Origin of the sequence: Janthinobacterium goodfellowi (assembly GCF_051380695.1) — a bacterium.
Classification (GTDB): Bacteria; Pseudomonadota; Gammaproteobacteria; order Burkholderiales; family Burkholderiaceae_D; genus Janthinobacterium.
In genome coordinates this window covers 250,188-273,888 of the sequence record NZ_JBNYXN010000003.1, presented here as the reverse complement: position 1 = coordinate 273,888, position 23,701 = coordinate 250,188, and the positions used below count along the sequence as shown (strand labels likewise).

20 protein-coding genes are annotated in these 23,701 nt (G+C 62.2%); 16 read left to right on the top strand and 4 right to left on the bottom strand.

Annotated features, from left to right (window positions below):
- The first annotated feature begins 86 nt into the window (after positions 1 to 86).
- Entirely contained in the window at positions 87 to 479 is a 393-nt protein-coding gene (gene rplQ, locus ACQ4WQ_RS13610) for a 50S ribosomal protein L17 (protein ID WP_034753219.1), read from the top strand.
- Between the two features lie 158 nt (positions 480 to 637).
- On the top strand, positions 638 to 2,587 hold the full coding sequence (gene dsbD, locus ACQ4WQ_RS13605; RefSeq protein WP_436497768.1) for a protein-disulfide reductase DsbD: 1,950 nt from the start codon (positions 638 to 640) through the stop codon (positions 2,585 to 2,587).
- Positions 2,588 to 2,689: 102 nt separating this feature from the next.
- Here the strand turns inward: dsbD and ACQ4WQ_RS13600 are convergent, their stop codons facing one another.
- On the bottom strand, positions 2,690 to 3,211 hold the full coding sequence (locus ACQ4WQ_RS13600; RefSeq protein ID WP_436497766.1) for a Spy/CpxP family protein refolding chaperone: 522 nt from the start codon (positions 3,209 to 3,211) through the stop codon (positions 2,690 to 2,692).
- Between the two features lie 198 nt (positions 3,212 to 3,409).
- Here ACQ4WQ_RS13600 and ACQ4WQ_RS13595 point away from each other — a divergent pair, with 198 nt between their 5' ends.
- The 5 genes from ACQ4WQ_RS13595 (at position 3,410) to ACQ4WQ_RS13575 (ending at position 11,027) form a co-directional block, all read left to right on the top strand.
- Positions 3,410 to 4,138, top strand: coding sequence for a response regulator (locus ACQ4WQ_RS13595; protein WP_034753223.1), 729 nt, complete (start codon positions 3,410 to 3,412; stop codon positions 4,136 to 4,138).
- The gene (locus ACQ4WQ_RS13590; RefSeq protein ID WP_436497764.1) at positions 4,135 to 5,493 is read left to right on the top strand and encodes an ATP-binding protein; all 1,359 of its coding nucleotides are present in this window, start codon (positions 4,135 to 4,137) and stop codon (positions 5,491 to 5,493) included. The genes ACQ4WQ_RS13595 and ACQ4WQ_RS13590 overlap by 4 nt, the downstream gene beginning before the upstream one ends.
- 87 nt (positions 5,494 to 5,580) lie before the next feature.
- Positions 5,581 to 6,753: an efflux RND transporter periplasmic adaptor subunit gene (locus tag ACQ4WQ_RS13585; RefSeq protein ID WP_436497762.1), complete on the top strand. Its 1,173-nt coding sequence runs from the start codon at positions 5,581 to 5,583 to the stop codon at positions 6,751 to 6,753.
- Positions 6,750 to 9,860 carry an efflux RND transporter permease subunit gene (locus tag ACQ4WQ_RS13580; protein WP_436497760.1) on the top strand — a complete coding sequence of 1,037 codons (3,111 nt, stop codon included), beginning with the start codon at positions 6,750 to 6,752 and terminating at the stop codon, positions 9,858 to 9,860. The genes ACQ4WQ_RS13585 and ACQ4WQ_RS13580 overlap by 4 nt, the downstream gene beginning before the upstream one ends.
- Before the next feature lie 318 nt (positions 9,861 to 10,178).
- Positions 10,179 to 11,027 carry a hypothetical protein gene (locus ACQ4WQ_RS13575; RefSeq protein ID WP_436497758.1) on the top strand — a complete coding sequence of 283 codons (849 nt, stop codon included), beginning with the start codon at positions 10,179 to 10,181 and terminating at the stop codon, positions 11,025 to 11,027.
- Positions 11,028 to 11,103: 76 nt separating this feature from the next.
- Here ACQ4WQ_RS13575 and yihA read toward each other — a convergent pair whose 3' ends face one another.
- Positions 11,104 to 11,841 (bottom strand): ribosome biogenesis GTP-binding protein YihA/YsxC, encoded by a 738-nt coding sequence (gene yihA / locus ACQ4WQ_RS13570; protein ID WP_070221698.1) that lies wholly within the window; start codon positions 11,839 to 11,841, stop codon positions 11,104 to 11,106.
- A gap of 186 nt (positions 11,842 to 12,027) precedes the next feature.
- On the opposite strand from yihA, the gene ACQ4WQ_RS13565 reads away from it, so the two are divergent.
- The 5 genes from ACQ4WQ_RS13565 (at position 12,028) to msrQ (ending at position 18,029) form a co-directional block, all read left to right on the top strand.
- The gene (locus ACQ4WQ_RS13565; RefSeq protein WP_436497756.1) at positions 12,028 to 12,699 is read left to right on the top strand and encodes a c-type cytochrome; all 672 of its coding nucleotides are present in this window, start codon (positions 12,028 to 12,030) and stop codon (positions 12,697 to 12,699) included.
- Between the two features lie 185 nt (positions 12,700 to 12,884).
- Positions 12,885 to 14,981, top strand: a complete 2,097-nt coding sequence (locus tag ACQ4WQ_RS13560; protein WP_436497754.1) for a cytochrome c biogenesis protein ResB — start codon at positions 12,885 to 12,887, stop codon at positions 14,979 to 14,981.
- 64 nt (positions 14,982 to 15,045) lie between these two features.
- Complete coding sequence (gene ccsB / locus ACQ4WQ_RS13555) at positions 15,046 to 16,197, top strand: c-type cytochrome biogenesis protein CcsB (protein ID WP_152252335.1); 1,152 nt, start codon at positions 15,046 to 15,048, stop codon at positions 16,195 to 16,197.
- A gap of 191 nt (positions 16,198 to 16,388) precedes the next feature.
- Complete coding sequence (gene msrP / locus ACQ4WQ_RS13550) at positions 16,389 to 17,366, top strand: protein-methionine-sulfoxide reductase catalytic subunit MsrP (RefSeq protein ID WP_326455944.1); 978 nt, start codon at positions 16,389 to 16,391, stop codon at positions 17,364 to 17,366.
- Between the two features lie 9 nt (positions 17,367 to 17,375).
- Positions 17,376 to 18,029 carry a protein-methionine-sulfoxide reductase heme-binding subunit MsrQ gene (gene msrQ / locus ACQ4WQ_RS13545; RefSeq protein ID WP_436497751.1) on the top strand — a complete coding sequence of 218 codons (654 nt, stop codon included), beginning with the start codon at positions 17,376 to 17,378 and terminating at the stop codon, positions 18,027 to 18,029.
- Here msrQ and lptM read toward each other — a convergent pair.
- Positions 18,026 to 18,208: an LPS translocon maturation chaperone LptM gene (gene lptM / locus ACQ4WQ_RS13540; RefSeq protein WP_070221692.1), complete on the bottom strand. Its 183-nt coding sequence runs from the start codon at positions 18,206 to 18,208 to the stop codon at positions 18,026 to 18,028. The two genes, msrQ and lptM, sit on opposite strands and share 4 nt — an antisense overlap.
- A 40-nt stretch (positions 18,209 to 18,248) precedes the next feature.
- Here lptM and cyaY point away from each other — a divergent pair, with 40 nt between their 5' ends.
- Positions 18,249 to 18,578 (top strand): iron donor protein CyaY, encoded by a 330-nt coding sequence (gene cyaY / locus ACQ4WQ_RS13535; protein WP_035824041.1) that lies wholly within the window; start codon positions 18,249 to 18,251, stop codon positions 18,576 to 18,578.
- Positions 18,579 to 18,753: 175 nt separating this feature from the next.
- Here the strand turns inward: cyaY and ACQ4WQ_RS13530 are convergent, their stop codons facing one another.
- Complete coding sequence (locus tag ACQ4WQ_RS13530; RefSeq protein WP_436497749.1) at positions 18,754 to 21,099, bottom strand: penicillin-binding protein 1A; 2,346 nt, start codon at positions 21,097 to 21,099, stop codon at positions 18,754 to 18,756.
- A 300-nt stretch (positions 21,100 to 21,399) separates the two neighbouring features.
- Between ACQ4WQ_RS13530 and pilM the strand changes: the two genes are divergently transcribed.
- Genes pilM through ACQ4WQ_RS13515 form a run of 3 tightly spaced genes read left to right on the top strand, consistent with a single transcriptional unit; the run spans position 21,400 to position 23,636 of the window.
- Entirely contained in the window at positions 21,400 to 22,032 is a 633-nt protein-coding gene (gene pilM, locus ACQ4WQ_RS13525) for a pilus assembly protein PilM (RefSeq protein ID WP_436497747.1), read from the top strand.
- Between the two features lie 5 nt (positions 22,033 to 22,037).
- On the top strand, positions 22,038 to 22,589 hold the full coding sequence (locus ACQ4WQ_RS13520; RefSeq protein ID WP_436497745.1) for a PilN domain-containing protein: 552 nt from the start codon (positions 22,038 to 22,040) through the stop codon (positions 22,587 to 22,589).
- A gap of 15 nt (positions 22,590 to 22,604) precedes the next feature.
- Positions 22,605 to 23,636 (top strand): pilus assembly protein PilP, encoded by a 1,032-nt coding sequence (locus ACQ4WQ_RS13515; protein WP_436497743.1) that lies wholly within the window; start codon positions 22,605 to 22,607, stop codon positions 23,634 to 23,636.
- The last annotated feature ends 65 nt before the right edge of the window (positions 23,637 to 23,701 follow it).

Here is a 23,701-nt window from a genome sequence, read left to right as displayed (position 1 = left end):
TTTGTAGTACCAAACCGGCCCGCGATGAAGCTTCTGCCTCATTGATCGAAGAGCTGGAATTTAAACACTCACCGAAAGGATTTATCATGCGTCACGGTCACGGCCTCCGTAAACTGAATCGTACCTCGTCCCACCGTCTGGCAATGCTGCGCAACATGACAGTATCGCTGCTGCGTCACGAAGCGATCAAAACCACCCTGCCAAAAGCGAAAGAACTGCGCCGCGTTGTCGAGCCAATTCTGACCCTGGGCAAAACCGACTCCCTGGCAAACAAGCGTCTGGCCTTCAACCGCCTGCGCGACCGTGAAATGGTCGTCAAACTGTTCGCTGAACTGGGCCCACGTTTCGCCAACCGTAACGGTGGTTATGTGCGTATCCTGAAAATGGGTTTCCGCGTCGGCGATAACGCTCCTATGGCGTTCGTTGAACTGATGGATCGTCCAGATACGACCGAAGCAGTTGAAGTTGCTGGCGAGTAATCCCAGTAATTGCATCTGAGAAAGCCAGGCCTAGCCTGGCTTTTTTGTTTTCTGCTGCAGCTATCCTTGCTGCGGTGTACTATTCTTCTTTCGCGCCGGCCCGGCACAAGCGCTGCCTGCTCCGCGCGTCCTCTGTCGAATGGTCGAAAAGGTAGTTCATGTCCCGTTTCCTCTCCAGCGCCACCACGCGCGCCGCTCCCCTACCTCAACTGCTGATCTGGTTTGCCACCTGTTTGCTGCTGGCCATGGCCGTCTTTGGCGCCAGTCACGCCCGCGCCGACGATGAATTCCTCGATCCGGAACTGGCCTTCAAGTTTTCCGCACGCATGCAGGACCCGTCCACCATTGCCGTCACCTATGTGATCGCCGATGGCTACTATATGTATCACGAGCGCTTCAAGTTCGAGGCCGTGGGCGCCAAGCTGGGCACACCGGTGTATCCCGCCGGCAAGGTCAAGTTCGACGACACCTTCCAGAAGAACGTGGAAACCTTCCGCAAGACCCTGACCATCACCATTCCCGTCGAGGCGGCCGGTGCGTTCACCCTGAAGGCGACGGGCCAGGGCTGCTCCGACAAGGGCCTGTGCTATGCGCCGCAGGATGCGACAGCCCAGCTGGTGGGCGCTGGCGGCGGCCAGAGCGTGGCGCCCGGCGGGGGCCTGCCGTCGAAATTCGCCTTGCCGGCAGCGCCTGCGGTCGACACGGCGGCCGTCAACGGTCCGCAGGCACAGGCGTCGCCTGGCGTGTCCGTGTTGAGCATTCCCCAGCCCGATATCACCAGCACGCCCGAGCCGGTCGCGGTGGCCCCCGTGGCAGCAAGTCCCGCGCCCGCGCAAAGCGAGATGGGCAAGATCGAAGCGGCCTTGAAGGGCGGCAAGCTGCTCGTCATCGTGCCCCTGTTCATGCTGCTGGGCCTGGGCCTGGCGTTTACGCCGTGCGTGCTGCCGATGGTGCCGATTTTGTCGTCGATCATCATCGGCGATGGCGCCAAGGTCAGCCGCTCGCGCGGCTTGCTGCTGTCGCTGACCTACGCGCTGGGCATGGCCATCGTCTACACGGCCCTGGGTGTGGCGGCCGGCCTGGCGGGCGAAGGCCTGGCGGCGCAACTGCAAAACCCGTGGGTGCTGGGCTTCTTTGCCCTGCTGATGGCGGGCCTGGCGCTGTCGATGTTCGGCTTGTATGAGCTGCAAGTGCCGGCTTTCCTGCAAGGCAAGCTGACGAGCGTGTCGAACCAGCAATCGTCGGGCCGCCTGGCGGGCGTGTTCGTCATGGGCGCCATTTCCGCGCTGATCGTGGGGCCTTGCGTGGCCGCGCCGCTGGCCGGCGCCTTGCTGTACATCAGCCAGACGCGCGACGTCGTCATCGGCGGCAGCGCCCTGTTTGCCATGGCCGTGGGCATGAGCGTGCCGCTGCTGCTGGTGGGCGTGTCGGCCGGCACCTTGCTGCCGCGCGCCGGCGCCTGGATGGATGCCGTCAAGCGCTTCTTTGGCGTGCTGCAGCTGGGCGTGGCCTGGTGGCTGGTCTCGCCCGTGCTGCCGGGCGCCGTGCAGATGCTGGGCTGGACGGTCCTGTTCGTCGGCTACGGCATGTATCTGCTGGTCGGCAAGAGCGGCGCGCAACACGCCTGGATCGCCAAGGCCTTCGGCCTCGTGTTTGCCGTGCTGGGCGCGATGCAGCTGGTGGGCGTGGCCAGCGGCGGCCGGGACCCGCTGGCGCCGCTGGCGCACCTCGGTGGCGGCCAGGTGCATGCGCAACCGTTTACGCGCGTAAAGACCGTGGCGCAGCTCGATGCGGCGCTGGCCCAGCTGAACGGCAAGCCGGCCTTGCTGGACTTTTATGCGGACTGGTGCGTGTCGTGCATCGAGATGGAAAAGCTGACCTTCGTCGACCCCGCCGTGCGCGCGAAGATGGGGCAAGCCGTGCTGCTGCAGGTGGACGTGACGGCCAATGACGCGGACGACAAGGCCATGCTGAAACGTTTCCAGCTGTTCGGCCCGCCGGGCATCATCATGTTCAATCCGCAGGGGCAGGAAATCGCCCAGTCGCGCGTGATCGGCTTCCAGAACGCTGCCACCTTCCTGACCTCGTTGCGCAAGCTTGACGAGTAGGGCGGGTAGGTCGGGTTAGCCCGTCAGGGCGTAAGCCGACACCACCGCATACATCAACGATGTCGTCGGATTACGCGGCGTTGCCGCTAATCCGACCTACTTTCAGCCTGCTTTATGGTTCGCGCCATGACCACGATGGTGGCCGCGCATTCCTCCATCTTTGCCGCCAGGCACGCTGTCATCAAACACTTTCTTCTGTTCCGGCGTCAGCACGGCATAAAAGGTTTTCAGTGCAGCCAGGCGGCTTTCCTGGTCCGCGATGCGTTCCTTCGACATGGCGATCCATTGCTCCATGCGTTCCGGCGCCGACAGCTTGGCCATCGCTTCGTGCCTGGCTTTCCAGTCGCCCATCGGTTTTTTCGGCGCGTTGGCGGCAGTAAATGTGGCCCAGGCCGGTTCCTGCGCGGCCGTCAGCTTCAGCTTGTCATGCAGACGCGCCTGGTACTTGGCCATGCGTTCGGCGGGATTGCCGCCGCGGTGCTGGCCGCGCTGGCCATCATGTTGCATCTTGGTGCTGGCGGCAGGCGCGCTGGCGGCCGCTTCCTGGGCGTAGACGGTCAGCGATGCCGCGCCCATGCCGAGTACGCTCATGGCGATGATCAAGTTTTTGCGTAAAGTCTTCATTGAGGCGTTCATCTGGATTCCTTTGTAAAAATGAGAGGTGTGCATGCTGCTGCACATGAATCCATGTTGGACGCGCCATGTTTCCCCGAAGTGTCCGCTGCCAGACAGTTTGTATCTATATGTTTCTTCGGGTCTCCTATATACAAGACGATACAAATGCGCTGTGCAAGGGTGGGGGAAGTGGGGATAATTCGTACCATGGAACCCACTTCTACAATTCTCATCGTCGACGATGACCGCGATATCCGCAGCTTGCTGGCGGACTACCTGGAAACGAACGCCTACCGCACCCTGGGCGCGGCAGATGGCACGGCCATGTGGAAAATCCTCGATGAAACGCGGCCCGATCTGATCGTGCTCGACTTGAACTTGCCCGGCGACGACGGCCTGACCTTGTGCCGCAAGCTGCGTGCCCAATCGACGGTGCCGGTGATCATGTTGACGGCGCGCAATGAGCCGCTGGACCGCATCCTGGGCCTGGAAATGGGGGCCGACGATTATTTGCCGAAACCGTTCGAACCGCGTGAATTGCTGGCGCGCATACGCAGCGTGTTGCGCCGCAGCCATGCCATGCCGTCGAACGTGCCGTCGGACAAGGCGCAGCAAATCCGCTTTTCCGGCTGGACGCTGGACTTGACGGCGCGCCACCTGCTCAATCCCAGCGGCCTGGTGATCATGCTGTCGGGCGCGGAGTTCCGTTTGCTGCGCGTGTTCCTGGAACACCCGAACCGCGTGCTCAACCGCGACCAGCTGCTGAACCTGACGCAGGGCCGCGACGCCGATCCGTTCGACCGCTCGATCGATATCCAGATCAGCCGCCTGCGGCAAAAGCTCGGTGAAGATGCCCGTTTGCCGCAAATCATCAAGACGGTGCGCAACGGCGGCTATGTGCTGGCCGGCCAGGTCAATGTGGAGCCGCACGCGTGAAGGCCTTCCTGGGATCGATGACGGGCCGTGTCTTCATGTTTTTGCTGATCGGCATCGTCGCTTCGGCTGCGCTGACCCAGTGGCTGGCCGTGGGCGAACGCCAGCGCGCCATCGAGCAATACCGCGACTACCATGCCGTCGAGCGGGCCGAGCAGCTGGTGATGGCGGCCGACGTGGTGCCGCTGGCCTCGCGCGCCGCCTACCTGAAGGTCGCCAACAAGGGCAGCGTGCGCCTGGAATTGCGTCCCGACACGGAGCACACGCCTGGCGCGCCGACGGAATTTTCCACTGCGCTGCAAGCCAAGCTGGGCGAGGGTTTCAAGGTCAGCGCGCTGGCCGAACGCCCGGAAGCCTGCGTCAAGCCGCGCCAGTCGCCGGGCAAGTTCGGCGCCAAGCCATGGGGCGGTACCTGCGAAAACCTCGATGTGCGCATGCAGGACGGCCACGTGCTGCGCCTGATGGTCTTGCCGCCGCGCCAGCAGCCACCGTTCAATGAACATAACGACTGGATGACCCTGCTGCCTTTCCTGATCAGCATTGCCATCCTCGCGTACCTGGTCACGCGCATGACCATGCGCCCGCTCAAGCAACTGGCGCAGGCGGCGAAAGACCTCGGTAACGACATCAACCATCCGCCGCTGACCTTGTCGGGCGCCAGCGAGATCCGCCAGGCCAGCGCCGCTTTCAATGCCATGCAGGCGCGCATCCGCCAGCACATTTCCCAGCGCACGCAAATGCTGGCCGCCATCACCCATGATTTGCAGACGCCGCTGACGCGCTTGCGCTTGCGCCTGGAAAAAGTCGCCGATACGGAACTGTACGACCGCCTGGTGGGCGACTTGTCCGCCATGCAGAGCATGGTCAAGGAAGGACTGGACCTGGCCCGCTCGATGGATAGCACGGAAGCGATGCAGGCGCTCGATCTCGATTCGCTGTTAGATAGCGTCTGCTCCGACGCGGCCGATGCCGGGCAGAAGGTGACCCTGGCCGGGCAGGCCGGCATGGCCTTGATGGCCCGGCCGATCGCCATGCGGCGCTGCCTGGTGAACCTGATCGACAATGCCGTCAAGTATGGCCAGTACGCGCAGGTAACCGTCGAGCGCATTGCCGGCGCGGCGCGCATCCGCATCCGCGATGGCGGGCCGGGGATTGCGCCAGATCAACTGGCCAAGGTGTTCGAACCGTTTTACCGGATAGAAACCTCGCGTTCGCGCGAATCGGGCGGCACGGGCCTGGGCCTGACCATCGCGCGCAATATCGCCGAGCAGCACGGCGCCACGGTTTTGCTGGCCAATCACGTCGACGGTGGACTGGAAGTCACCCTGATCGTGCCAGAGTATTACGCTGGAAAGTGAGCATTTCCGTGCGACAATATTGTGCCTTAGGCTTCCTGGCACCTACATTCAACCTGCAGCCCTGCGCTGCGACAGCATGACAGAACAATGAAAAAGACTAGTCTGGCAATCCTCGTGGGTGCGGCCCTGTGTATCGGTGGCGGCATCTGGTATTTCAATCATCAGCCAGGCAAAACGGCCGGTGGGCAGGATGGCAAAGGGGGCAAGGGCGGACAGGCGCCGACGACGGTGAGCGTGGTCGCGCCCGTACGCCAGGATGTGCCGATGCTGCTGCAAGCCAATGGCAGCGTGACGCCGATCAGCAGCGTCGACCTGCATCCGCAGACGACCAGTACGATTACCAAGGTGCACATCCGCGAAGGCCAGTTCGTCAAGCAGGGCGAGCTGATGTTTACGCTGGACGCGCGCAGCGAGCACGCGAATGTCGACAAGGCGCAGGCGCAGGTGTTGCGCGACCGCGCCTCGGTCGCCGATCTCGAACGCCAGCTCAAGCGCAGCCAGGATTTGCTGAGCAAGAACTTCATCGCCCAGGGCGCCGTGGACACGCTGCAAAGCCAGCTCGACGCGGCACGCGCCCTGCTGGCCGCCGACCAGGCCGCCTTACGCGCGGCCCAGGTCGACTCCAGCTACACCGTCCTGCGCGCGCCGCAGAGCGGCCGCGTGGGCGCCATCAATGTCTATGCGGGCAGCCTGGTGCAGCCGACCACCTCGCTGACCAGCATCACCCAGCTCGACCCGATCGACGTGGTCTTCACCTTGCCGGAAAGCAGCCTGTCGGGCTTGCTGGCGGCGCAGAAGGCGGGCGAGGTGCCGGTCAAGGCGCTGCTGTCGGACGCGGGCGGCAAGCAACTGGAAGGCAAGCTGAACTTTATCGACAATGCCGTCGATCCCGCCACGGGCGTGATCAAGGTCAAGGCCCGTTTCAACAATAGCGGCACAGACCTGTGGCCTGGCCAGTATGTGAATACGCAGCTGACGGTGCGCACGCTCAAGGATGCGCTGGTCATTCCGCAAAACGCCATCATCACCAATACCACGGGCGTCTTCGTGTATTCGATGGAGCCCGACAACACGGCCAAGGTGCGCAAGATTGCCCGCGTGTATGCGTTCGGCCCGAATGCCGTCGTCACCGGCTTGACGGGCGATGAAAAAGTCATCGTCGATGGCAAGCAGAACCTGCGTCCTGGCGGCAAGGTGCGCCTGGCGGAAAAACACAAGGCCGCCGATGGCGCCGCCGCACCGCAGGGCAAGCCAGCATGAACCTGTCCGAACTGAGCATCCGCCGCCCCGTCATGGTGGTGCTGCTATCCTTGAGCATCATCCTGGCCGGCGTGCTGGCGTATGGCCACATTCCCGTGGCCGCCTTGCCAAGCTACAACACGCCCGTCATCAACGTCAGCGCCGACCTGGCCGGCGCCAGCCCCGAAACCATGGCGTCCTCGGTGGCCTTGCCGCTGGAAAAGCAGTTTTCCACGATTGCCGGCCTGAGCCTGATCACTTCCACGAGTACCCTGGGCAATACGTCGCTGACCCTGGAGTTTGACGCCAGCATCAATGTCAACGAGGCCGCCGTTGACGTGCAGGCGGCGCTGCTGCGCGCGCAGCGCCAGTTGCCGACGGAAATGACGGACTTGCCGTCCTATCGCAAGGTCAATCCGGCCGATGCGCCCGTGCTCTTCATCCAGATGACGTCGCCATCGCTGAACTTGTCGGATCTCAACGATTATGCGGAAAACCTGATCGCGCCCAGCCTGTCGACCTTGCCTGGCGTGGCTCAGGTCAGCGTGAATGGCCAGAAACGCTTCGCCGTGCGCGTGCGTGCCCGTGCCGACCTGATGAACGCGCGCAACCTGACGATGGACGAGTTGGCCACGGCCCTGCGCGCCTCGAACACGAATTCGCCGCTGGGCATCCTCGACGGCCCCAGCCAGACCTTGACCATCCAGGGCAACCCGCAGATGATGAAGGCGGCCGATTTTGCCGAACTGATCGTCGCCACGCGCAACGGGCAGCCCGTGCGGCTGAAGGAAGTGGCCGAAGTGGAAGACAGTTTCCAGTCGACCAAGACGGCCGGCAGTTTCAACGGCGAGCGCTCGATCACCTTGCTGGTGCAGCGCCAACCGGATGCGAACACGGTGCAAGTGGTCGATGCCGTGCGCAAACTCTTGCCCGGTTTCAAGGCACAATTACCCGCTTCCATCCAGATCAGCCTGGTCAACGACCGTTCCGTCTCGATCCGCGAAGCCATCCACGACGTCAACCTGACCCTGGCGCTGACGGTGATCCTCGTGGTGCTGGTGATCTTCCTGTTCCTGCACCGCGCGGCGGCCACCTTCATTCCGGCCGTCACCATGCCCATTTCCCTGCTCGGTGCGCTGGCCCTGCTGTACTGGCTAGGCTACAGCCTCGACAACGTTTCCCTGCTGGGCATCACCCTGGCCGTGGGCCTGGTGGTCGACGATGCCATCGTGGTGCTGGAAAACATCGTGCGGCATATCGAGATGGGCAAGAAACCGATCCAGGCGGCCCTCGTGGGCGCCAAGGAAATGGGTTTCACCATCATCTCGATTTCCGTCTCGCTGGTGGCCGTGTTCATTCCCATCTTCTTCATGCCGGGCGTGATCGGCTTGCTGTTCCACGAGTTCGCCGTCGTCGTCTCGCTGTCCATCCTCGTCTCGGCCATCGTGTCGCTGACCCTGGTGCCGATGCTGGCCAGCCGCTTCCTGCCGGCCGATGCACGCGAACACAATGACAGCGACCCCACGCACGGCGAAAAGTCCTTCATCGGCCGCCACTTCGAGGCCGGTTTCACGAAATTGCGCAACGGATACGTGCATCTGCTCGACAAGGCCCTGGCGCACCGCAACGTGGTGCTGTTCATCGCCGTGTGCACGTTCGCGCTGACGGTGCTGCTGTACGCGACCATTCCGAAGGGGTTCTTCCCCGAGGAAGACCTGGGCCAGATCCAGGTGAATACGGAAGCGTCGGAGGATATTTCCTCGGCGGCCTTGCAGGACTTGCAAGCCCGCGTGGCGGCCGTGCTCAAGGCGGACCCCAGCGTGCAGGATGTGACGTCGTTCGTCGGCGGCGGCAACACGGGCCGCATGTTCATGGTCTTGAAACCGCGCAGCGAGCGGCCGAAAATGCCCGTGGTGCTGGAAAACCTGCGCCGCGCGACGAGCACCGTGCCCGGCATGGCCGTGTATTTCCGTCCCGTGCAAAACTTGCAGCTGGGCGGACGCCAGAGCAAGAGCCGTTACCAGTACACCTTGCAAAGCGTCAGTCCCGACGCCTTGAACGACTGGGCTGAAAAGTTTATTGCAGGCATGCGCGCCGACCCCGCTTTCCGCGACGTCACCAGCGATTCGCAGATCAAGGGTTTGCAGGCCTCCCTCAGGATCGACCGCGACAAGGCCAATCTGCTGGGCGTGCAGATGTCCGACATCCGCACGGCCCTGTACAGCGCCTTTGGCGAGCGGCAAGTGTCGACCATCTATTCCTCGGCCGCCAGTTATTACGTGATCCTGGAAGCGGCCACGCCGGACCGCCAGTATGACGATGCGCTCACGCGCGTGTCCGTGCGCAGCAAGTCGGGCGAGCTGGTGAAACTGTCGAGTATTGCCTACGTGGAACGCACGATCGGTCCCACCTCCGTCAATCACCAGGGGCAGCTGCAGGCCGTGACGATCTCCTTCAACCTGGCGCCGGACGTGCCGCTGGGCATCGCCACGGGCAAGATCGACGTGATGGGCAAGGACATGAGCTTGCCGGCCTCCATCATCACGCGCTACGGCGGCGACGCGGCCGTGTTCCAGGATTCGCAGTCGAGCCAGATCATCCTCATCATCGCCGCGCTGGCCGTGATCTATGTGCTGCTCGGCGTGCTGTATGAAAGCTACATCCACCCGCTGACCATCCTGGCCGGCTTGCCGTCGGCGGCCGTGGGGGCGCTGTTGACCTTGCGCCTGTTCGGCATGGACCTGACCATGATCGCCATCATCGGTATCTTGATGCTGATCGGTATCGTCAAGAAAAACGCCATCATGATGATCGACTTTGCCCTGCATGCGCAGCGCAATGAGGGCATGAGCCCGCCTGAGGCCATCCGCCAGGCGTGCATCCTGCGCTTCCGCCCCATCATGATGACCTCGGCGGCGGCCCTGATGGGCGCCTTGCCCATCGCCCTGGGCCTGGGCGCCGGCGCCGAGCTGCGCCAGCCGCTGGGCCTGGCCGTGGTCGGCGGATTGCTGTTTTCGCAAGTGATTACCCTGTTCATCACCCCCGTCATCTATTTGTTCCTGGACAAGTACAGCGGCACGGGGCCGGTGACGGACGAGCAACTGGTGGCGCTCGACAACCAGGCTTGAGCACGTGCGTGAGCTGTGACCCGTGACCGGCGTCCCATTCCTGCGTGAATGGGGCGCCGGTTTTGTATGGGCAGTGATACATACGGTAACAACCGTCAAGGGACGGCTCGGGTACTCTGGTCAGCGCTGCAAGGAATGTCGCTATCCTGTACGCTGCGGGTTGGAAAGGCCGAGGAAGTGTTCCCAAAAGCAAGGGACTCTGGCACTATGGCTGCCCTGTAATGTTATTTCTTCGCTACACAGAAAGCACGATTCATTTTGCATGACACGACCCATTTGTTGGCTGCCGATTCCGATGTTTGCCCCACCTGCGGGCAAGTGATCCAGCCACCTCCGGCCTACGGGTCCAAGACCAGCACCACGCGCAAGGTTGCGCTCGGCGTGTCCGTCTTGCTGCACGTGCTGCTGGCGGCGTATGTTTTGTTGCGCAGTGACAAGATCGAAAAGATTCCGCCGCCGAAGAAGGAAAGCGCGATGGTCTACATCGCGCCGCTGAAGGACAAGCCGCAACCGAAGCCGCAGCCGAAACCCACGCCCAAGCCGAAGGACACGAAAGTGGCCAAGGTGAAACCGCCGCCGGCCCCGAGCAAGCGCGTGGTCACAAAAGACGTGCCGCGCGACAAACCGAAACTGGAGACGTACACGCCGCCGCTGGTGTCGAAAGTGCCGTTGCCGCCGCCGCCCGCTGAAGACATGAGCTCGATGATCGAGCAGCGCCGCAAGCAGCGCGAGGCGCAGAATCCCACGCCGCCGGCCGAGGAAAGCGAAAACGACCGCGCCATGCGCGTGGCCAAGGCGAATATCGCCGGCGCGCAGGGACGCAATTCCGGCAGCGACCGCGAGGATTCGGGCGGCGTGTTTTCCATCGTCAACCAGACCTCGTTCAGCGCCGAAGTCAAGTTCAAGGGCTGGAACGGCAACTTCAAGCGCAACTGGCTGAAGCAGGAAAAAGTAGAACTGGGCAATGAGCCCGATATCGAGACGGCCATCATCAAGAAGATGATCCAGCTGATCCGTGCCGAAAAACCCGGCGATTTCGTCTGGGAATCGCGGCGCCTGGGGCGTAACGTCAACCTCAGCGCCCGCGTGGAAGACACGGCCGAGCTGACTGCCTTCCTGCGCCAGGAATTCTTCTCGGAGAAGCGGGCGGGACCGGGACGGCGCTAGGCGCCAGGACGCGCTGCAATAAAAAAAGGCTGCACCGTGTGAACGGGCAGCCTTTTTTACGCAGCGTTGATCTCGATCAAGCCGGCTTGTCGGATTCCGGCTCGACGTCGTCTTCCATGTCGATCAGGTCGACCATCTGGGCCGCGCCGTCTTCGCTGATGCCGGCCAGTTCCATGATCTTGTCATTGGCTTCGTCGATGCCGACGCGTTTCAAGGCCGAGAACAGTTGCACGGTGAACGGGAAGCCGACGCCGTCTTCATCCACATAGCTGTCGAGCTTGGCTTTCGCCTGGCGCAAGGCATTCACCGATTCATTGCGGTTCAGCTTATCGACTTTCGTCAGGATGCAGTGAATCGGTTTACCCGTCGGGGCGAACCATTCCAGCATCTGGATGTCCAGGTCGGTGAACGGGCGGCGCGAATCCATGATCAGGATCAAACCGGCCAATTGCTCGCGGCGCTGCACGTAATCGCCCAGCAGGCGCTGCCAGTGCAATTTGGCCGAGCCCGATACTTCCGCGTAGCCGTAGCCCGGCAAGTCGACCAGCAGGCATTCGATCTCTTCGACGATGGTGGCATCCTTGCGGTGCTGCGCCACGTGGGCGCCGCCGATGGAGAAGTAGTTGATGTGCTGGGTACGGCCAGGTGTCTTGGAGGCGAACGCCAAGCCTTTCTGATTACACAAGATGTTGATGGCGGTCGATTTACCGGCATTGGAGCGGCCGGCAAAGGCGATTTCCGGCACCGTGGTATCGGGCAGGTCACGCAATTGGTTGACGGTCGTAAAGAAGCGGGCTTGCCAGAGTTTTGACATGGGAGTAGTAAAGCAACAAAAGGGAGCGATAAGGGAGCGATAACGCCAAGAAGCTATTGTACAATAAGGGGTTGTTTATTGTTGCCGGCGTAGCAGCGATGCGGCTTGCGGCCCTGAAAATAAAGCAAAAATCCCCAGGGCGCGGCAATGTCCACCACTAATTTCTCACTGTCTCAGGGTGCCTGAATGAATCGTGCGTTTTCACCGTTGTTCAAATCCATGCTGCTCGCTTTGCTGGCTGTATCGGCAACTGCCTCCGCGGTCGAAGCACCGAAACCGGCCGTCAAGGCTGATGCCGCCAAGGGCGCTACCCTGTACGCCGATGGCGATGCGGCACGCGGCTTGCCTGCCTGCGTATCGTGCCATGGCGCGGCCGGCAATTCGACTATTTCCGTCAATCCGAAGCTGGCCGGCCAGCACGAAAGCTATATCTACAAGCAACTGGTCGACTTCACCACGCCGGAGCGCAACCAGCCCGTCATGACGACCTACGCGAAAATGCTCAGCGACGCCGACAAGAAGAATATCGCCGCTTACCTGGGCACGCAGGTCTCCAAGCCGGGCGCCGCGAAAAACAAGGATACGATTGACCTGGGCAAGAAAATCTACCGTGGTGGCATTGCTTCCAAGCAAGTTTCCGCCTGCGCCAGCTGTCATGGTGCGACGGGCAATGGCATTCCCGTCCAGTATCCGCGCATCGCCGGCCAGCACCAGGATTACACGGTGGCCCAGTTGACCATGTTCCGCAGCACCAAGGCCGATGCCCGCAAGAACAGTGCGCAAATGCACACCATCGCCGCCCGCATGTCGGATGACGAGATCGCTGCCGTGGCCGACTATATCGCCGGCCTGAAGTAAGTTTTCATAGTGGCAAGAGATTGCCAGGCGCACCAGCGCGCATGAACAAGGGCGGCCGTTTCCACAGGCTGCCCTTTTTTATGGCAGGGGCCAAACAGGAGTATGCTGCCGCCTTGCGCGGAGAAACATTCTGCTCCATGCCTACATTTTCTTGAAGATTGCATATCCCGTATGAGTATCCACGTATGAGCACAGGCACGACCGGAATCGAGTTAAAGACCCAACGCCGCAGCCTGGCTGAATTCGTCGAGCTGGTCTCGTCGATGCGCTTTGCCATCAGTTTGCTGACCCTGATCGCCATCGCCTCCATCATCGGCACCGTGCTCAAGCAAAACGAGCCCATGCCCAATTATGTGAACCAGTTCGGCCCGTTCTGGTTCGCCGTCTTCGACAAGCTGAGCCTGTACTCCGTGTATTCGGCCTGGTGGTTCCTCGTGATCATGGGCTTCCTCGTCGCCTCGACCTCGCTGTGCATCGTGCGCAATGCGCCGAAGATGCTCAAGGATATGCGCAGCTGGCGCGAAACCGTGCGCGAGCAATCGCTGCGCAATTTCCACCACAAGCTGGAATGGCAGGCACCGCTGCCGCGCGCCGTGCTGGCGCAGCAGATGGTGATGCGCCTGAAAGACGCCGGCTATGGGGCCAAGGTGGTCGAGAAGGACAACGCCACCCTGGTCGCGGCCAAGCGGGGCGCGGCGAATAAATGGGGCTATATCTTTGCCCATGGCGCCATCGTCATCATCTGCGTGGGCGGCTTGCTCGATTCGGAAATGCCGATCCGCGTACAGCAATGGTTCTTTGGCAAGACACCGTTTTCCGGCAGCGGCGTGATCGCCGATATTCCCGCCCAGCACCGTCTGAGCCTGTCGAATCCTACTTTCCGCGGCAACACCATGATCCCGGAAGGCTCGTCGAGCAACACGGCCATCATTCCCCAGGCCGATGGCGTGCTGATCCAGGATCTGCCCATCACCATCCTGCTGAAAAAATTCCACATCGATTTCTACAGCACGGGCATGCCCAAGCTGTTCGCCAGCGATGTCGTCATCACTGACCATGCAACGGGCGAGACGTTCCCTGCAACCATCAAAGTCAACCAGCCGCTGCTGTACAAGGGCCTGGCCCTGTACCAGTCCAGTTTTGAGGATGGCGGCAGCAAGCTCAAGTTGACGGGCTATCCCATGACGGGCAAGACGACGAAACGCTTCGATATCGGCGGCGAAGTGGGCGGCAGCACGCCGCTCGAGCGCAGCGACGGCAATTCCTACACGGTGGAATGGTCGGGTTTCCGTCCGTTTAACGTGGAAAACCTCAGCGCGGGCCAGGACGTGCGCGCCGTCAACAAGGCGGAAAGTTTCAACGATAAATTCGCCGTCGGCCTCGATAAACGCCTCGGGTCGGCCGCGAAGAACGCGCATAACAAGGATCTCAAGAACGTGGGGCCCTCGGTGCAATACAAATTGCGCGACAAGACGGGGCAGGCGCGCGAGTACCAGAACTACATGCAGCCCGTCACGGTCGATGGCACGACGGTGTTCCTGGCTGGCATGCGCATCAACCCCAGCGACCCGTTCAGCTATCTGCGCATCCCCGCCGATGACAATGTCAGCGTGAACGAATGGATGCGCTTGCGTGCCGCGCTGCAAGATCCCGCGCTGCGCCAGCAGGCCGCCGCGCGCTATGCGGCGCGTGCCATGCCGCAGGCGAACGCGGAAGCCTTGCGCGGCCAGTTGCAGGAATCGGCGGCGAAAAGCCTGGGCATCTTTGCCGGCAATGGGCAAGAGGGCGGTTTCCTCGCCATTTCTCGTTTCTTGGAGAAAATTCCTGCCGCCGAGCAAGAAAAAGCGGCCGATATCTTCATGAAAATCCTCAACGGCAGCCTGTGGGACTTGTGGCAGGCGGCACGCGCCCAGGATGGCTTGAAAGCCATCGAGGCCGATGACAAGCATGGCCGCTTCCTGCAACTGGCCACGAATGCGCTGTCCGACAGCTTCTTCTATGGCGCACCCGTGTATCTGCAGCTTGACGACTTTACGGAAATCAAGGCGTCCGTGCTGCAGGTGACGCGTTCGCCGGGCAAGAGCGTGGTCTACCTCGGTTGCCTGTTCCTCGTGATCGGCGTATTTTCCATGTTTTATATCCGCGAGCGCCGCCTGTGGGTGTGGATCAAGGATGGCGAGGGCGGCAGCGAGGCCCTGATGGCCATGAGCACGCAGCGCAAGACGCTGGATTTTGAAAAAGAATTTGAGAACTTGAAGGCAAAGCTGCCGCAATCGGCGTAAGCTGCGCTGAGTTGGATTGGCTGAGTTTCGGGACGCTTGCGCGTCGCCGGGAATGGAGAAAATGATGGAATTGGCAAACAAGCAAATATATACGCAGGAACCAGGATTTTTCAAGCGCCTGAGCCTGATCGATTGGCTGTACGGCGCCGGCTTGCTGGCGGCCTCGCTGTTCGGCCTGATGCGCTTTGGCGCCTTCATGGATATCTATGAAAAGGCCATCCTGCTGGCCGCGGCGCCCACGTTCGCGTGGCTGGGCTGGCACTGGAAGCCCGTGCGCTGGCTGATCCCGCTGGCGGCCGTGCTGTCGCTGTTCGCCATCGAGCTGTACGCGGGCCACCTGGAAATGGCGAACCAGAAATTCTTCCTGAAATACATCTTGTCGAGCCAGTCCGCCATTTTGTGGATGGGCACCCTGTTCGTGCTGTCGACCCTGTTCTACTGGATCGGCCTGGTGGCGCGCTCGGAATTCGGCTCGTCCGTCGGCTCCCTGCTGTGCTGGGCCGGCGTGGTGCTGGGCCTGACGGGCATGCTGGTGCGCTGGTACGAGTCTTACCTGATCGGCGCCGATGTGGGCCACATTCCCGTGTCGAACCTGTATGAAGTGTTCATCCTGTTTTCCCTGATCACGGCCATGTTCTACCTGTATTACGAGCAGCATTATGCGACGCGCCAGCTGGGCGCCTTCGTCATGCTGGTCATTTCGGCGGCCGTCGTGTTCCTGATGTGGTACACGGTCACGCGCGACGCGGCGGAAATCCAGCCGCTGGTGCCGGCCCTGCAAAGCTGGTGGATGAAGATCCACGTGCCCGCCAACTTCATCGGCTACGGCACGTTTGCCCTGTCGGCCATGGTGGCGGCCGCCTACCTGCTCAAGTCGAGCGGCTACCTGGTCGACCGCCTGCCGTCGCTGGAAGTGCTCGACGACGTCATGTACAAGGCCATTTCCGTGGGCTTCGCTTTCTTCACGGTAGCGACCATCCTGGGCGCCCTGTGGGCGGCCGAAGCGTGGGGCGGCTACTGGTCGTGGGACCCGAAAGAAACGTGGGCGCTGATCGTCTGGCTCAACTATGCAGCCTGGCTGCACATGCGATTGATGACGGGCTTGCGCGGTCGCGTCGCCTCGTGGTGGGCGCTGGTGGGCTTGCTGGTGACGACGTTTGCCTTCCTGGGTGTCAACATGTTCCTCTCCGGCCTGCATTCTTACGGAAAACTGTAAAAGTACCCGAGAAAAAGCCCATGGCGGCGTTGCCTTGCCTTGTCGTACTATGCGTACTGCCTGCGGCAAGGCGCCTTGCCCTGAACTTTTTTCGGGCACTTTAGTAACGTTTTTTTGCATGACAGAAGCGTCATGAACGGCCCGGAAAAACTGGTGTAAGGTATATCCAATCACCTTTTTCCGGAGCCGCCATGTTGATCAAGCGCAGTCCCAACGGCATTGAGTTGCCGTATTCTTCCGAAATCACGCCGCGCGCCGTGTTTGAATCGCGCCGCAGCTTCATCAAGCAAGTGGCGCTGGGCTCGATGTCCAGCGCGGCCTTGCTGGAAATGGCCAGCCGCGAAGCGTTCGCGCAAGGCACGAATCCCAAGCTGGCAGCCAAACTGAATCCCGCCTATTCGGCGCTGGAAAAGCAGACGGCCTATAAAGACGCCACCAGCTACAACAATTTCTACGAGTTCGGCACGGACAAGAGCGACCCGGCGCAAAACGCGGGCACCTTGCGCACGCGGCCCTGGACGGTCAGCATCGAAGGCGAAGTGAAAAAGCCGATGACCCTGGATCTCGATGCCTTGCTCAAGCTGGCGCCGCTGGAAGAGCGCGTCTACCGGCTGCGCTGCGTGGAAGGCTGGTCGATGGTCATCCCGTGGGTCGGTTATTCCTTCTCGGAAATCATCAAGAAGGTCGAGCCGACGGGCAATGCCAAGTACGTGGAATTCATCACCCTGGCCGACAAGAAGCAGATGCCGGGCGTGGGCAGCCGCGTGCTGCAGTGGCCGTATACGGAAGGCTTGCGCATCGACGAGGCGAACCATCCGCTGGCGCTGCTGACCCTGGGCATGTATGGGGAAACCTTGCCGAACCAGAACGGCGCGCCCGTGCGCATGGTCTTGCCGTGGAAATATGGTTTCAAATCGGCCAAATCCATCGTCAAGATCCGTTTCGTCAAGGAACAGCCGCGCACGTCCTGGAACCTGTCGGCGCCGTCCGAATACGGTTTTTACTCGAACGTGAACCCGAACGTCGATCATCCGCGCTGGTCGCAGGCGTCCGAACGGCGCATCGGCGAAGACGGTTTTCTCGCGCGCAAGCGCAAGACCCTGATGTTCAACGGCTACAACGACGTGGCCTCGCTGTATGCGGGCATGGATCTGAAGAAGTTTTTTTAAGGAAAGACCATGGCCATCAATCCCTCGACCAGGCAGTTGTCGCTGCTGAAAAGCCTGATCTTTTTGCTGGCGCTGCTGCCATTCGCGCGCATGGTCTGGCTGACGTACACGGGGCAACTGGTGGAGCCGCTGGAATTCATCACGCGCGGCACGGGCGACTGGACCCTGTATTTCCTGTGCATCAGCCTGGCGGTGACGCCCTTGCGGCGCCTCACGCAATGGAACTGGCTGATCAAGCTGCGGCGCATGCTGGGCCTGTTCGCGTTTTTCTACGCGGCGCTGCACTTCACCACGTTTTTATGGTTCGATCACTTTTTCGATCTGCAGGAAATGTGGAAGGATGTACTCAAGCGCCCGTTCATCACGGTGGGTTTCATCGCCTTCGTCTTGCTGATTCCGCTGGCCGTGACGAGCACGAACGGCATGGTCAAGCGGCTGGGCGGCAAGCGCTGGCAGTGGCTGCACCGGTTGATCTATGTCATCGCGCCGCTCGGCATCCTGCACTTCTGGTGGATGAAGGCGGGCAAGCACAATTTCGCGCAACCGATCCTGTTCGGCTCTATCGTCGCGCTACTGCTGTTAACCCGTGTGGTTTTTGCCTGGAATAAGCGTGTCAAAACTGCCAGGGCGGCGAATGCCGCCACCCCGGTGCGCTCCGTTTAGGTCGCCGGCACGATGACGGGCGGCGGCGGTACGGGGGCCGGTTCGACGGGGCCTTTGGCTGGCGCGCCCTTGGCCGCTGGCGGCTTGGGCAGGTACAGGGGGCCGGGCTGGCCGCAGCCGGCCAGGACGCTAGAAACCACAATGGCGATGCCGATATAAAACGCTGAGGATGACTTCACGATTAGAATCACGGTTTGATTAAGATCTTTGGAGTGTAGCATGAGCGAATCGGAATTCCTGGCCCTGGCCGAAGCCACCCTGACCCAGATCGAGGCGGCGCTGGACCGGCTGAACGATGAAGACGTGCTCGACGTCGAATGCAGCCGCAGCGGCAATGTGCTGGAAATCGAATTCATCGACAACGGCACGAAAATCATCGTCAACAGCCAGGCCCCCATGCGCGAAATGTGGGTGGCCGCGCGTTCCGGCGGTTTTCATTACAAGCGCGTGGGCGACGAGTGGATCAATACGCGCGACGGCTCGGAACTGTTTGCGGCCTTGTCGGCCATGGCCAGCGAGCAGGCGGGCGCGCCAGTTGTATTGAAGTAAGTGTTTGAAGTGATGCATGAAAAATGGGCAGCCTTTGCGGGCTGCCCATTTTTTGTGGTCCAAGGTCGGGTAGATCGGGTTAGGCCGCAGGCCGTAACCCGACACCACCACCGGCGCCAACGATGTTGTCGGATTACGCGCTTGCGCGCTAATCCGACCTACCCGGCCTACGTGTTTAAAATAGCTCGTTCTTGACGGCTTCTTTCGCCTTTTCTTCCTCCGGCGTGCCGCGCGCCGCGCCTTCCAGGCTGCCGACGCCCGTGCCCGGCGGATTTTCCGCATAGTAGTACTCGTCGCCCACGCGGATCAGGCCTTCCGGCACGGCGCGCTCCTCGACGGGAATGCTTTTCAGGGCTTTCGCCATGTAGCTGATCCAGATCGGCAAGGCCAGGCCGCCGCCCGTTTCCCGGTTGCCCAGGTTGCGCGGCTGGTCGTAGCCGATCCAGGCGATGCCCACCAGCTTGGCCTGGTAGCCGGCGAACCACGCGTCGATGGAATCGTTGGTGGTGCCCGTCTTGCCGGCCAGGTCGGGGCGCTTCAGGGCCATGGCCTTGTTTGCCGTGCCGAAGCGCACGACGTCGTTGAGCATGCTGTTCATCATGAAGGCATTGCGCTCGTCGATGACGCGGTTGGCTTCCTCGCCCGCCAGGTCCGGCTTGGCTTGCGACAGGATATTGCCGTCGCTATCGGTCACCTTGGCGATCAGATACGGGTTGATCTTGTAGCCGCCGTTGGCGAACACGGCGTAGGCGCCCGCCATCTGCAAGGGCGTCACGTTGCCGGCGCCCAGGGCCAGGGTCAGGTAGGGCGGGTTCTTGTCCGCGTCAAAGCCGAAGCGCGTCGCGTATTCCTGGCCATACTTGGCGCCGATCTTGTGCAGGATGCGGATGGAAATCATGTTCTTCGATTTCATCAAACCCTTGCGCATGGTCATCGGGCCATCGTATTTGCTGTCGTAGTTCTTCGGTTCCCACGCCTGGCCGCCCGTCTGGCCCGCGTCGAACGAGATCGGCGCATCGTTGATGATGGTGGACGGCGACAGGCCCCGTTCCAGCGACGCGGAATAGATGAAGGGCTTGAAGGCCGAACCGGGCTGGCGCCACGCCTGCGTGACGTGGTTGAACTTGTTGCGGTTGTAATCGAAGCCGCCCACCATGGCGCGGATGGCGCCGTCCGTGGTGCTGGCCGAGACGAACGCCGATTGCACTTCCGGCATCTGCGTCAAGACCCAGGCGTTGTTTTCCTGCATGACGCGGATCACGGCGCCTCGCTTGATGCGGCGGTTCGGCGCCGCTTTTTCCGACAGCCAGGCCGCGCCGAAGGTCAGGCCGGGGCCGGTAATGGTGATTTCCTCGCCGGCCGAGGTGACAGCCTGCAACGATTTGGGCGACGCCTGCAGCACCATGGCGGCGATGATGTCGTCGCTGTCCGGGTGGTCGGCCAGTTCCGTCTCGATCGCGTCATCGGCTTCGGCCTTGGTCTTCGGAATCTCGATATACGCTTCCGGGCCGCGGTAGCCGTGGCGTTTCTCGTAATCCATCACGCCCTTGCGCAAGGCGATGTAGGCGGCGTCCTGGTCGGCCTTGGTGATGGTGGTGTAGACGTTCAGGCCGCGTGTATAGGTGTCTTCCTTGAATTGCTCGTAGACCAGCTGGCGCGCCATTTCCGACACGTATTCCGCATGCACGCCGAAGGCGCTGCTGTCGGTTTTCACTTTCAGCTCTTCATTTTTCGCTTCTTCGTACTGCGCCGGCGTGATGTAGCCCAGCTGCGCCATGCGTTGCAGAATGTATTGCTGGCGCATGCGCGCGCGTTTCGGATTGACGACGGGATTGTAGGCCGATGGCGCTTTCGGCAAGCCGGCCAGCATGGCCGCTTCGGCCACGGTGAGGTCCTGGATATTCTTGCCGAAATAGATTTGCGCGGCCGAGGCGAAACCATAGGCGCGCTGTCCCAGATAAATCTGGTTCATATAGACTTCGAGGATCTGGTCCTTGCTGAGGTTTTTCTCGATCTTCCATGCCAGCAAGACTTCATACGCCTTGCGTTTCAAGGTCTGTTCGCTGGACAGGAAGAAATTGCGCGCCACCTGCTGCGTGATAGTCGAGGCGCCTTGCTTGGCGCCGCCCGTCAGGTTGTGCAGGGCCGCGCGCGTGATGCCCAGGTAATCGACGCCGCCATGCTCGTAGAAGCGGTCATCTTCGATGGCCAGCACGGCTTTCTTCATGACATCGGGAATATCCTTGATATGCACCATGTTGCGCCGTTCCTCGCCGAACTCGCCGATCAGCACACTGTCGGACGTGAACACGCGCAGCGGCATCTTGGGCTTGTAATCGGTCAAGGTATCGAGCGCCGGCAGGTTCGGATAGGCCATGGCCAGGCCAAAGACCACCAGCAAGACGCCGACGATGCCCAGGCCCAGCAGCGATGCCAGGGCCATCAGCAGGAAACGTTTGGGTTTGCTGCCCTTGGTGGGCGGCTTCGAGCCAGCAGGGCCAGCGGATTTTGAAGATGTCATGCGTCGTCTGTCTTTCGGTTAATTATGCCGGCCAATTATAAGCGAGCTTGCCGGGGTGGCAGCGCGCCGTGGCGCTTGCCGGGGGAGTGTTGAAACTTGCCGATACTCTATATAAGCGTGTATTGGCCCGCTGGCAACCAGGATTTGGTAACAATTATCCTGCGCCAGATCACGGCCGGGCCAGATAGGTGCCGCATGCCGCAGACACCAGCGTGAAATCCGTTTACAAGCCAGCGCTGCCGGGACTAGGCTTTCGGATGGCAGGCTCCTCTTCCACGCTGACGTTTCTCTATGAAAAACATGTCCATCAGCAGTCTTCTTGGCACCGGTTTGCTGGGCGTCGACATCGCGGACGATGCCGTGCGCGTGATCGAGCTGAGGCGCCGGCGGGGAGCACTGTCGTGCCGGCATTGCGGCAGCGCCGCGCTGGCTGCTGGAGTGATGCTTGAAGGTAATGTCGAAGATATGCAGGGCCTGGCTGATGCCCTGCGCCTGGCCCACCGCGACAGTGGCAGCCCTTGCAACCGCGTGGCGCTGGCCATGCCGGCCACGGCCCTGATCACGCATGCGATCCGCCTGCCCGCCGGATTGCCGGAGGAACAGCTGGAAATCCTCGTGGAACTGGACGCGGCGCAATACATGCCGTTTGCGCTGGAAGACGCCAGCCTGGATTTCTTCATTCTCGGCCCCGCGCCGCCGCTCGCCGGCCAGACCGGCAGCGAGATCGACGTGCTGCTGGTGGCGGCGCGGCGCGCCAGCGTGCAGCGCCGTCTCGATGCGGCCAATGCGGCCGGGTTGACGCCCGTCATCATGGATAGCGAGGCACTGGCCTTGCAGGCGGCACTCGCGCAGGGTGGCTGGCAAGCGTTGCCCGACGGCGGCCTGAGCTATCAACTGGCCTGGGGCCTGGCCATGCACCGGTACGCACGATGAAGGCCGTGGCGGAAGTGCCATGCATCAACCTTTTGCCGCATCGCCAGGCGGCACGCCGCAAGCGTATTCGGCTGCTGCTGTGGCAATTGGCCGGCGGGGCGCTGCTGGGATTGCTGCTGGCCCTGGCGGCTGGCGCCTGGCTGCAGCACCAGCTCGACGCGCAGCTGCGCCGCCAGGAAGGCTGGCGCAATGCCATGCAGCAAGTCAATACCGTCCTCGCCGCTGGCAAGCGGTTGCAGGGCGAGACGGCGGCGCTGCTGCTGCGCCAGCAGGCCATTGTCAATTTGCAAGAGCAGCGCAATGCCTGGGTGCGCATGCTGGCAGCCCTGGCTCAGGCGATGCCGACCGGCGTGGCCTTGCACAGCGTGCGCCAGGAAACGGCGATGGTGCGCCTGCAAGGGCAGGCCGTTTCGCAGGAAAAGGTCGCGGCGTTGCTGCTGGCGCTGGCGCAGGCCGCGCCCTGGTCCCGGCCGGAAGTGATGGAAGTGCGCGGCGCGGCCGATGGCGCCGTGGACTGGACGATACGGCTGGCTTTGTCACCGGCTGGGCAATCTTAGTCGTGGAGGTTGATCATGCTGAGCTTGAAGACCGCGTCGCTGTGGCCGCTGCCGGCGCGCCTCGCTTGCGCTGCCCTGGCCTGTGCGCTGGCGGCCGTGTTGCTGCACGCCACATGGCTCGATGGACTGATGGCTGCCGTGCGATTGGCGCACAGTGAGGAAGCCCGCATGCGCGCCGATTATCTGGCGGCGCAGGCCAGGGCGAGCCAGTTGCCGCAGTGGCGCGCGCAGCAGCGTCAGGCGGGCGCCGAGCTGGCCCTGCTGGAACAGCAACTGCCCGACCAGCAAGCGATGGCGGTGCTGTTGAGCGACATTAACGCCGCCGGGCAGTCGCGCGGCTTGCAATTTTCGCTGTTCAAGCCAGGCGCGGCGCGGCCGCAAGCGCCGTATGTCGCCTTGCCGATCGCCATACAGTTGCGCGGCGGCTATCACGCCATGGGCGCGCTGCTGGCGGACCTGGCGCGCCTGCCGCGCATCGTCACGGTGCATGAACTGGCCTTGACCCTCGGCAAGGATCGCTTGCTGACCCTCGATGCCGTGCTGCAGGCATATCGCTTGCCCGAAGCGGGGGAGCGGGTGGCGCAAGCGGCATTATTGTCCAAGGCGGGCGCGCCCGCAGCTGCGCCGGCATGGCGTCCGCTTGCCGCTGTCGCGCCGCATCCCTACGAGGCCGCCGCCCTGGCCGATCCTTTTAATGCCTTGCCGCCCGCGCCCGCGCCGGGTCAGCGTGGCGCTGCGGCGGCGCCCGACCCCCGCCGCGTGCGCGAACCGCTGGAAAGCGTGGCCTTGCCGGCCATCAGCATGGTCGGCAGCGTGCAACAGGACGGGCGCCTGAGCGCGCTGCTGCTGGCGGGCCAGCGCGTGTACCGGGTGGCGGTGGGCCAGTATCTGGGGCAAGACCACGGCGTGGTGACAGGCATCAGTGAACAGGCCGTGCAGTACCGTGAATTGCTGCGCGAGGCGGATGGCCCCTGGCGCGAGCGGCGCGGCAGCCTGGCCTTGCAGGTGGCGGGGGCGAAGGCCAGCCTGCCCGAGGCGGCGCCATGAGGCCGCTCCGCATGCTCGTGGCCGCCATGCTGTGCCTGCAGGCCAGCGCCCTTGCCCAGGAGGCG

Bases quoted from the DNA above. Each gene is read 5' to 3' on its own strand.
- pilM (WP_436497747.1), top strand. From the start codon at position 21,400: ATGTCCATCAGCAGTCTTCTTGGCACCGGTTTGCTGGGCGTCGACATC.
- msrQ (WP_436497751.1), top strand. From the start codon at position 17,376: ATGGCCATCAATCCCTCGACCAGGCAGTTGTCGCTGCTGAAAAGCCTG.
- cyaY (WP_035824041.1), top strand. From the start codon at position 18,249: ATGAGCGAATCGGAATTCCTGGCCCTGGCCGAAGCCACCCTGACCCAG.
- ACQ4WQ_RS13585 (WP_436497762.1), top strand. From the start codon at position 5,581: ATGAAAAAGACTAGTCTGGCAATCCTCGTGGGTGCGGCCCTGTGTATC.
- ACQ4WQ_RS13515 (WP_436497743.1), top strand. From the start codon at position 22,605: ATGCTGAGCTTGAAGACCGCGTCGCTGTGGCCGCTGCCGGCGCGCCTC.
- ACQ4WQ_RS13530 (WP_436497749.1), bottom strand. From the start codon at position 21,099: ATGACATCTTCAAAATCCGCTGGCCCTGCTGGCTCGAAGCCGCCCACC.
- msrP (WP_326455944.1), top strand. From the start codon at position 16,389: ATGTTGATCAAGCGCAGTCCCAACGGCATTGAGTTGCCGTATTCTTCC.
- ACQ4WQ_RS13560 (WP_436497754.1), top strand. From the start codon at position 12,885: ATGAGCACAGGCACGACCGGAATCGAGTTAAAGACCCAACGCCGCAGC.
- ACQ4WQ_RS13595 (WP_034753223.1), top strand. From the start codon at position 3,410: ATGGAACCCACTTCTACAATTCTCATCGTCGACGATGACCGCGATATC.
- yihA (WP_070221698.1), bottom strand. From the start codon at position 11,841: ATGTCAAAACTCTGGCAAGCCCGCTTCTTTACGACCGTCAACCAATTG.
- rplQ (WP_034753219.1), top strand. From the start codon at position 87: ATGCGTCACGGTCACGGCCTCCGTAAACTGAATCGTACCTCGTCCCAC.
- ACQ4WQ_RS13580 (WP_436497760.1), top strand. From the start codon at position 6,750: ATGAACCTGTCCGAACTGAGCATCCGCCGCCCCGTCATGGTGGTGCTG.
- ccsB (WP_152252335.1), top strand. From the start codon at position 15,046: ATGGAATTGGCAAACAAGCAAATATATACGCAGGAACCAGGATTTTTC.
- dsbD (WP_436497768.1), top strand. From the start codon at position 638: ATGTCCCGTTTCCTCTCCAGCGCCACCACGCGCGCCGCTCCCCTACCT.
- ACQ4WQ_RS13565 (WP_436497756.1), top strand. From the start codon at position 12,028: ATGAATCGTGCGTTTTCACCGTTGTTCAAATCCATGCTGCTCGCTTTG.
- ACQ4WQ_RS13600 (WP_436497766.1), bottom strand. From the start codon at position 3,211: ATGAAGACTTTACGCAAAAACTTGATCATCGCCATGAGCGTACTCGGC.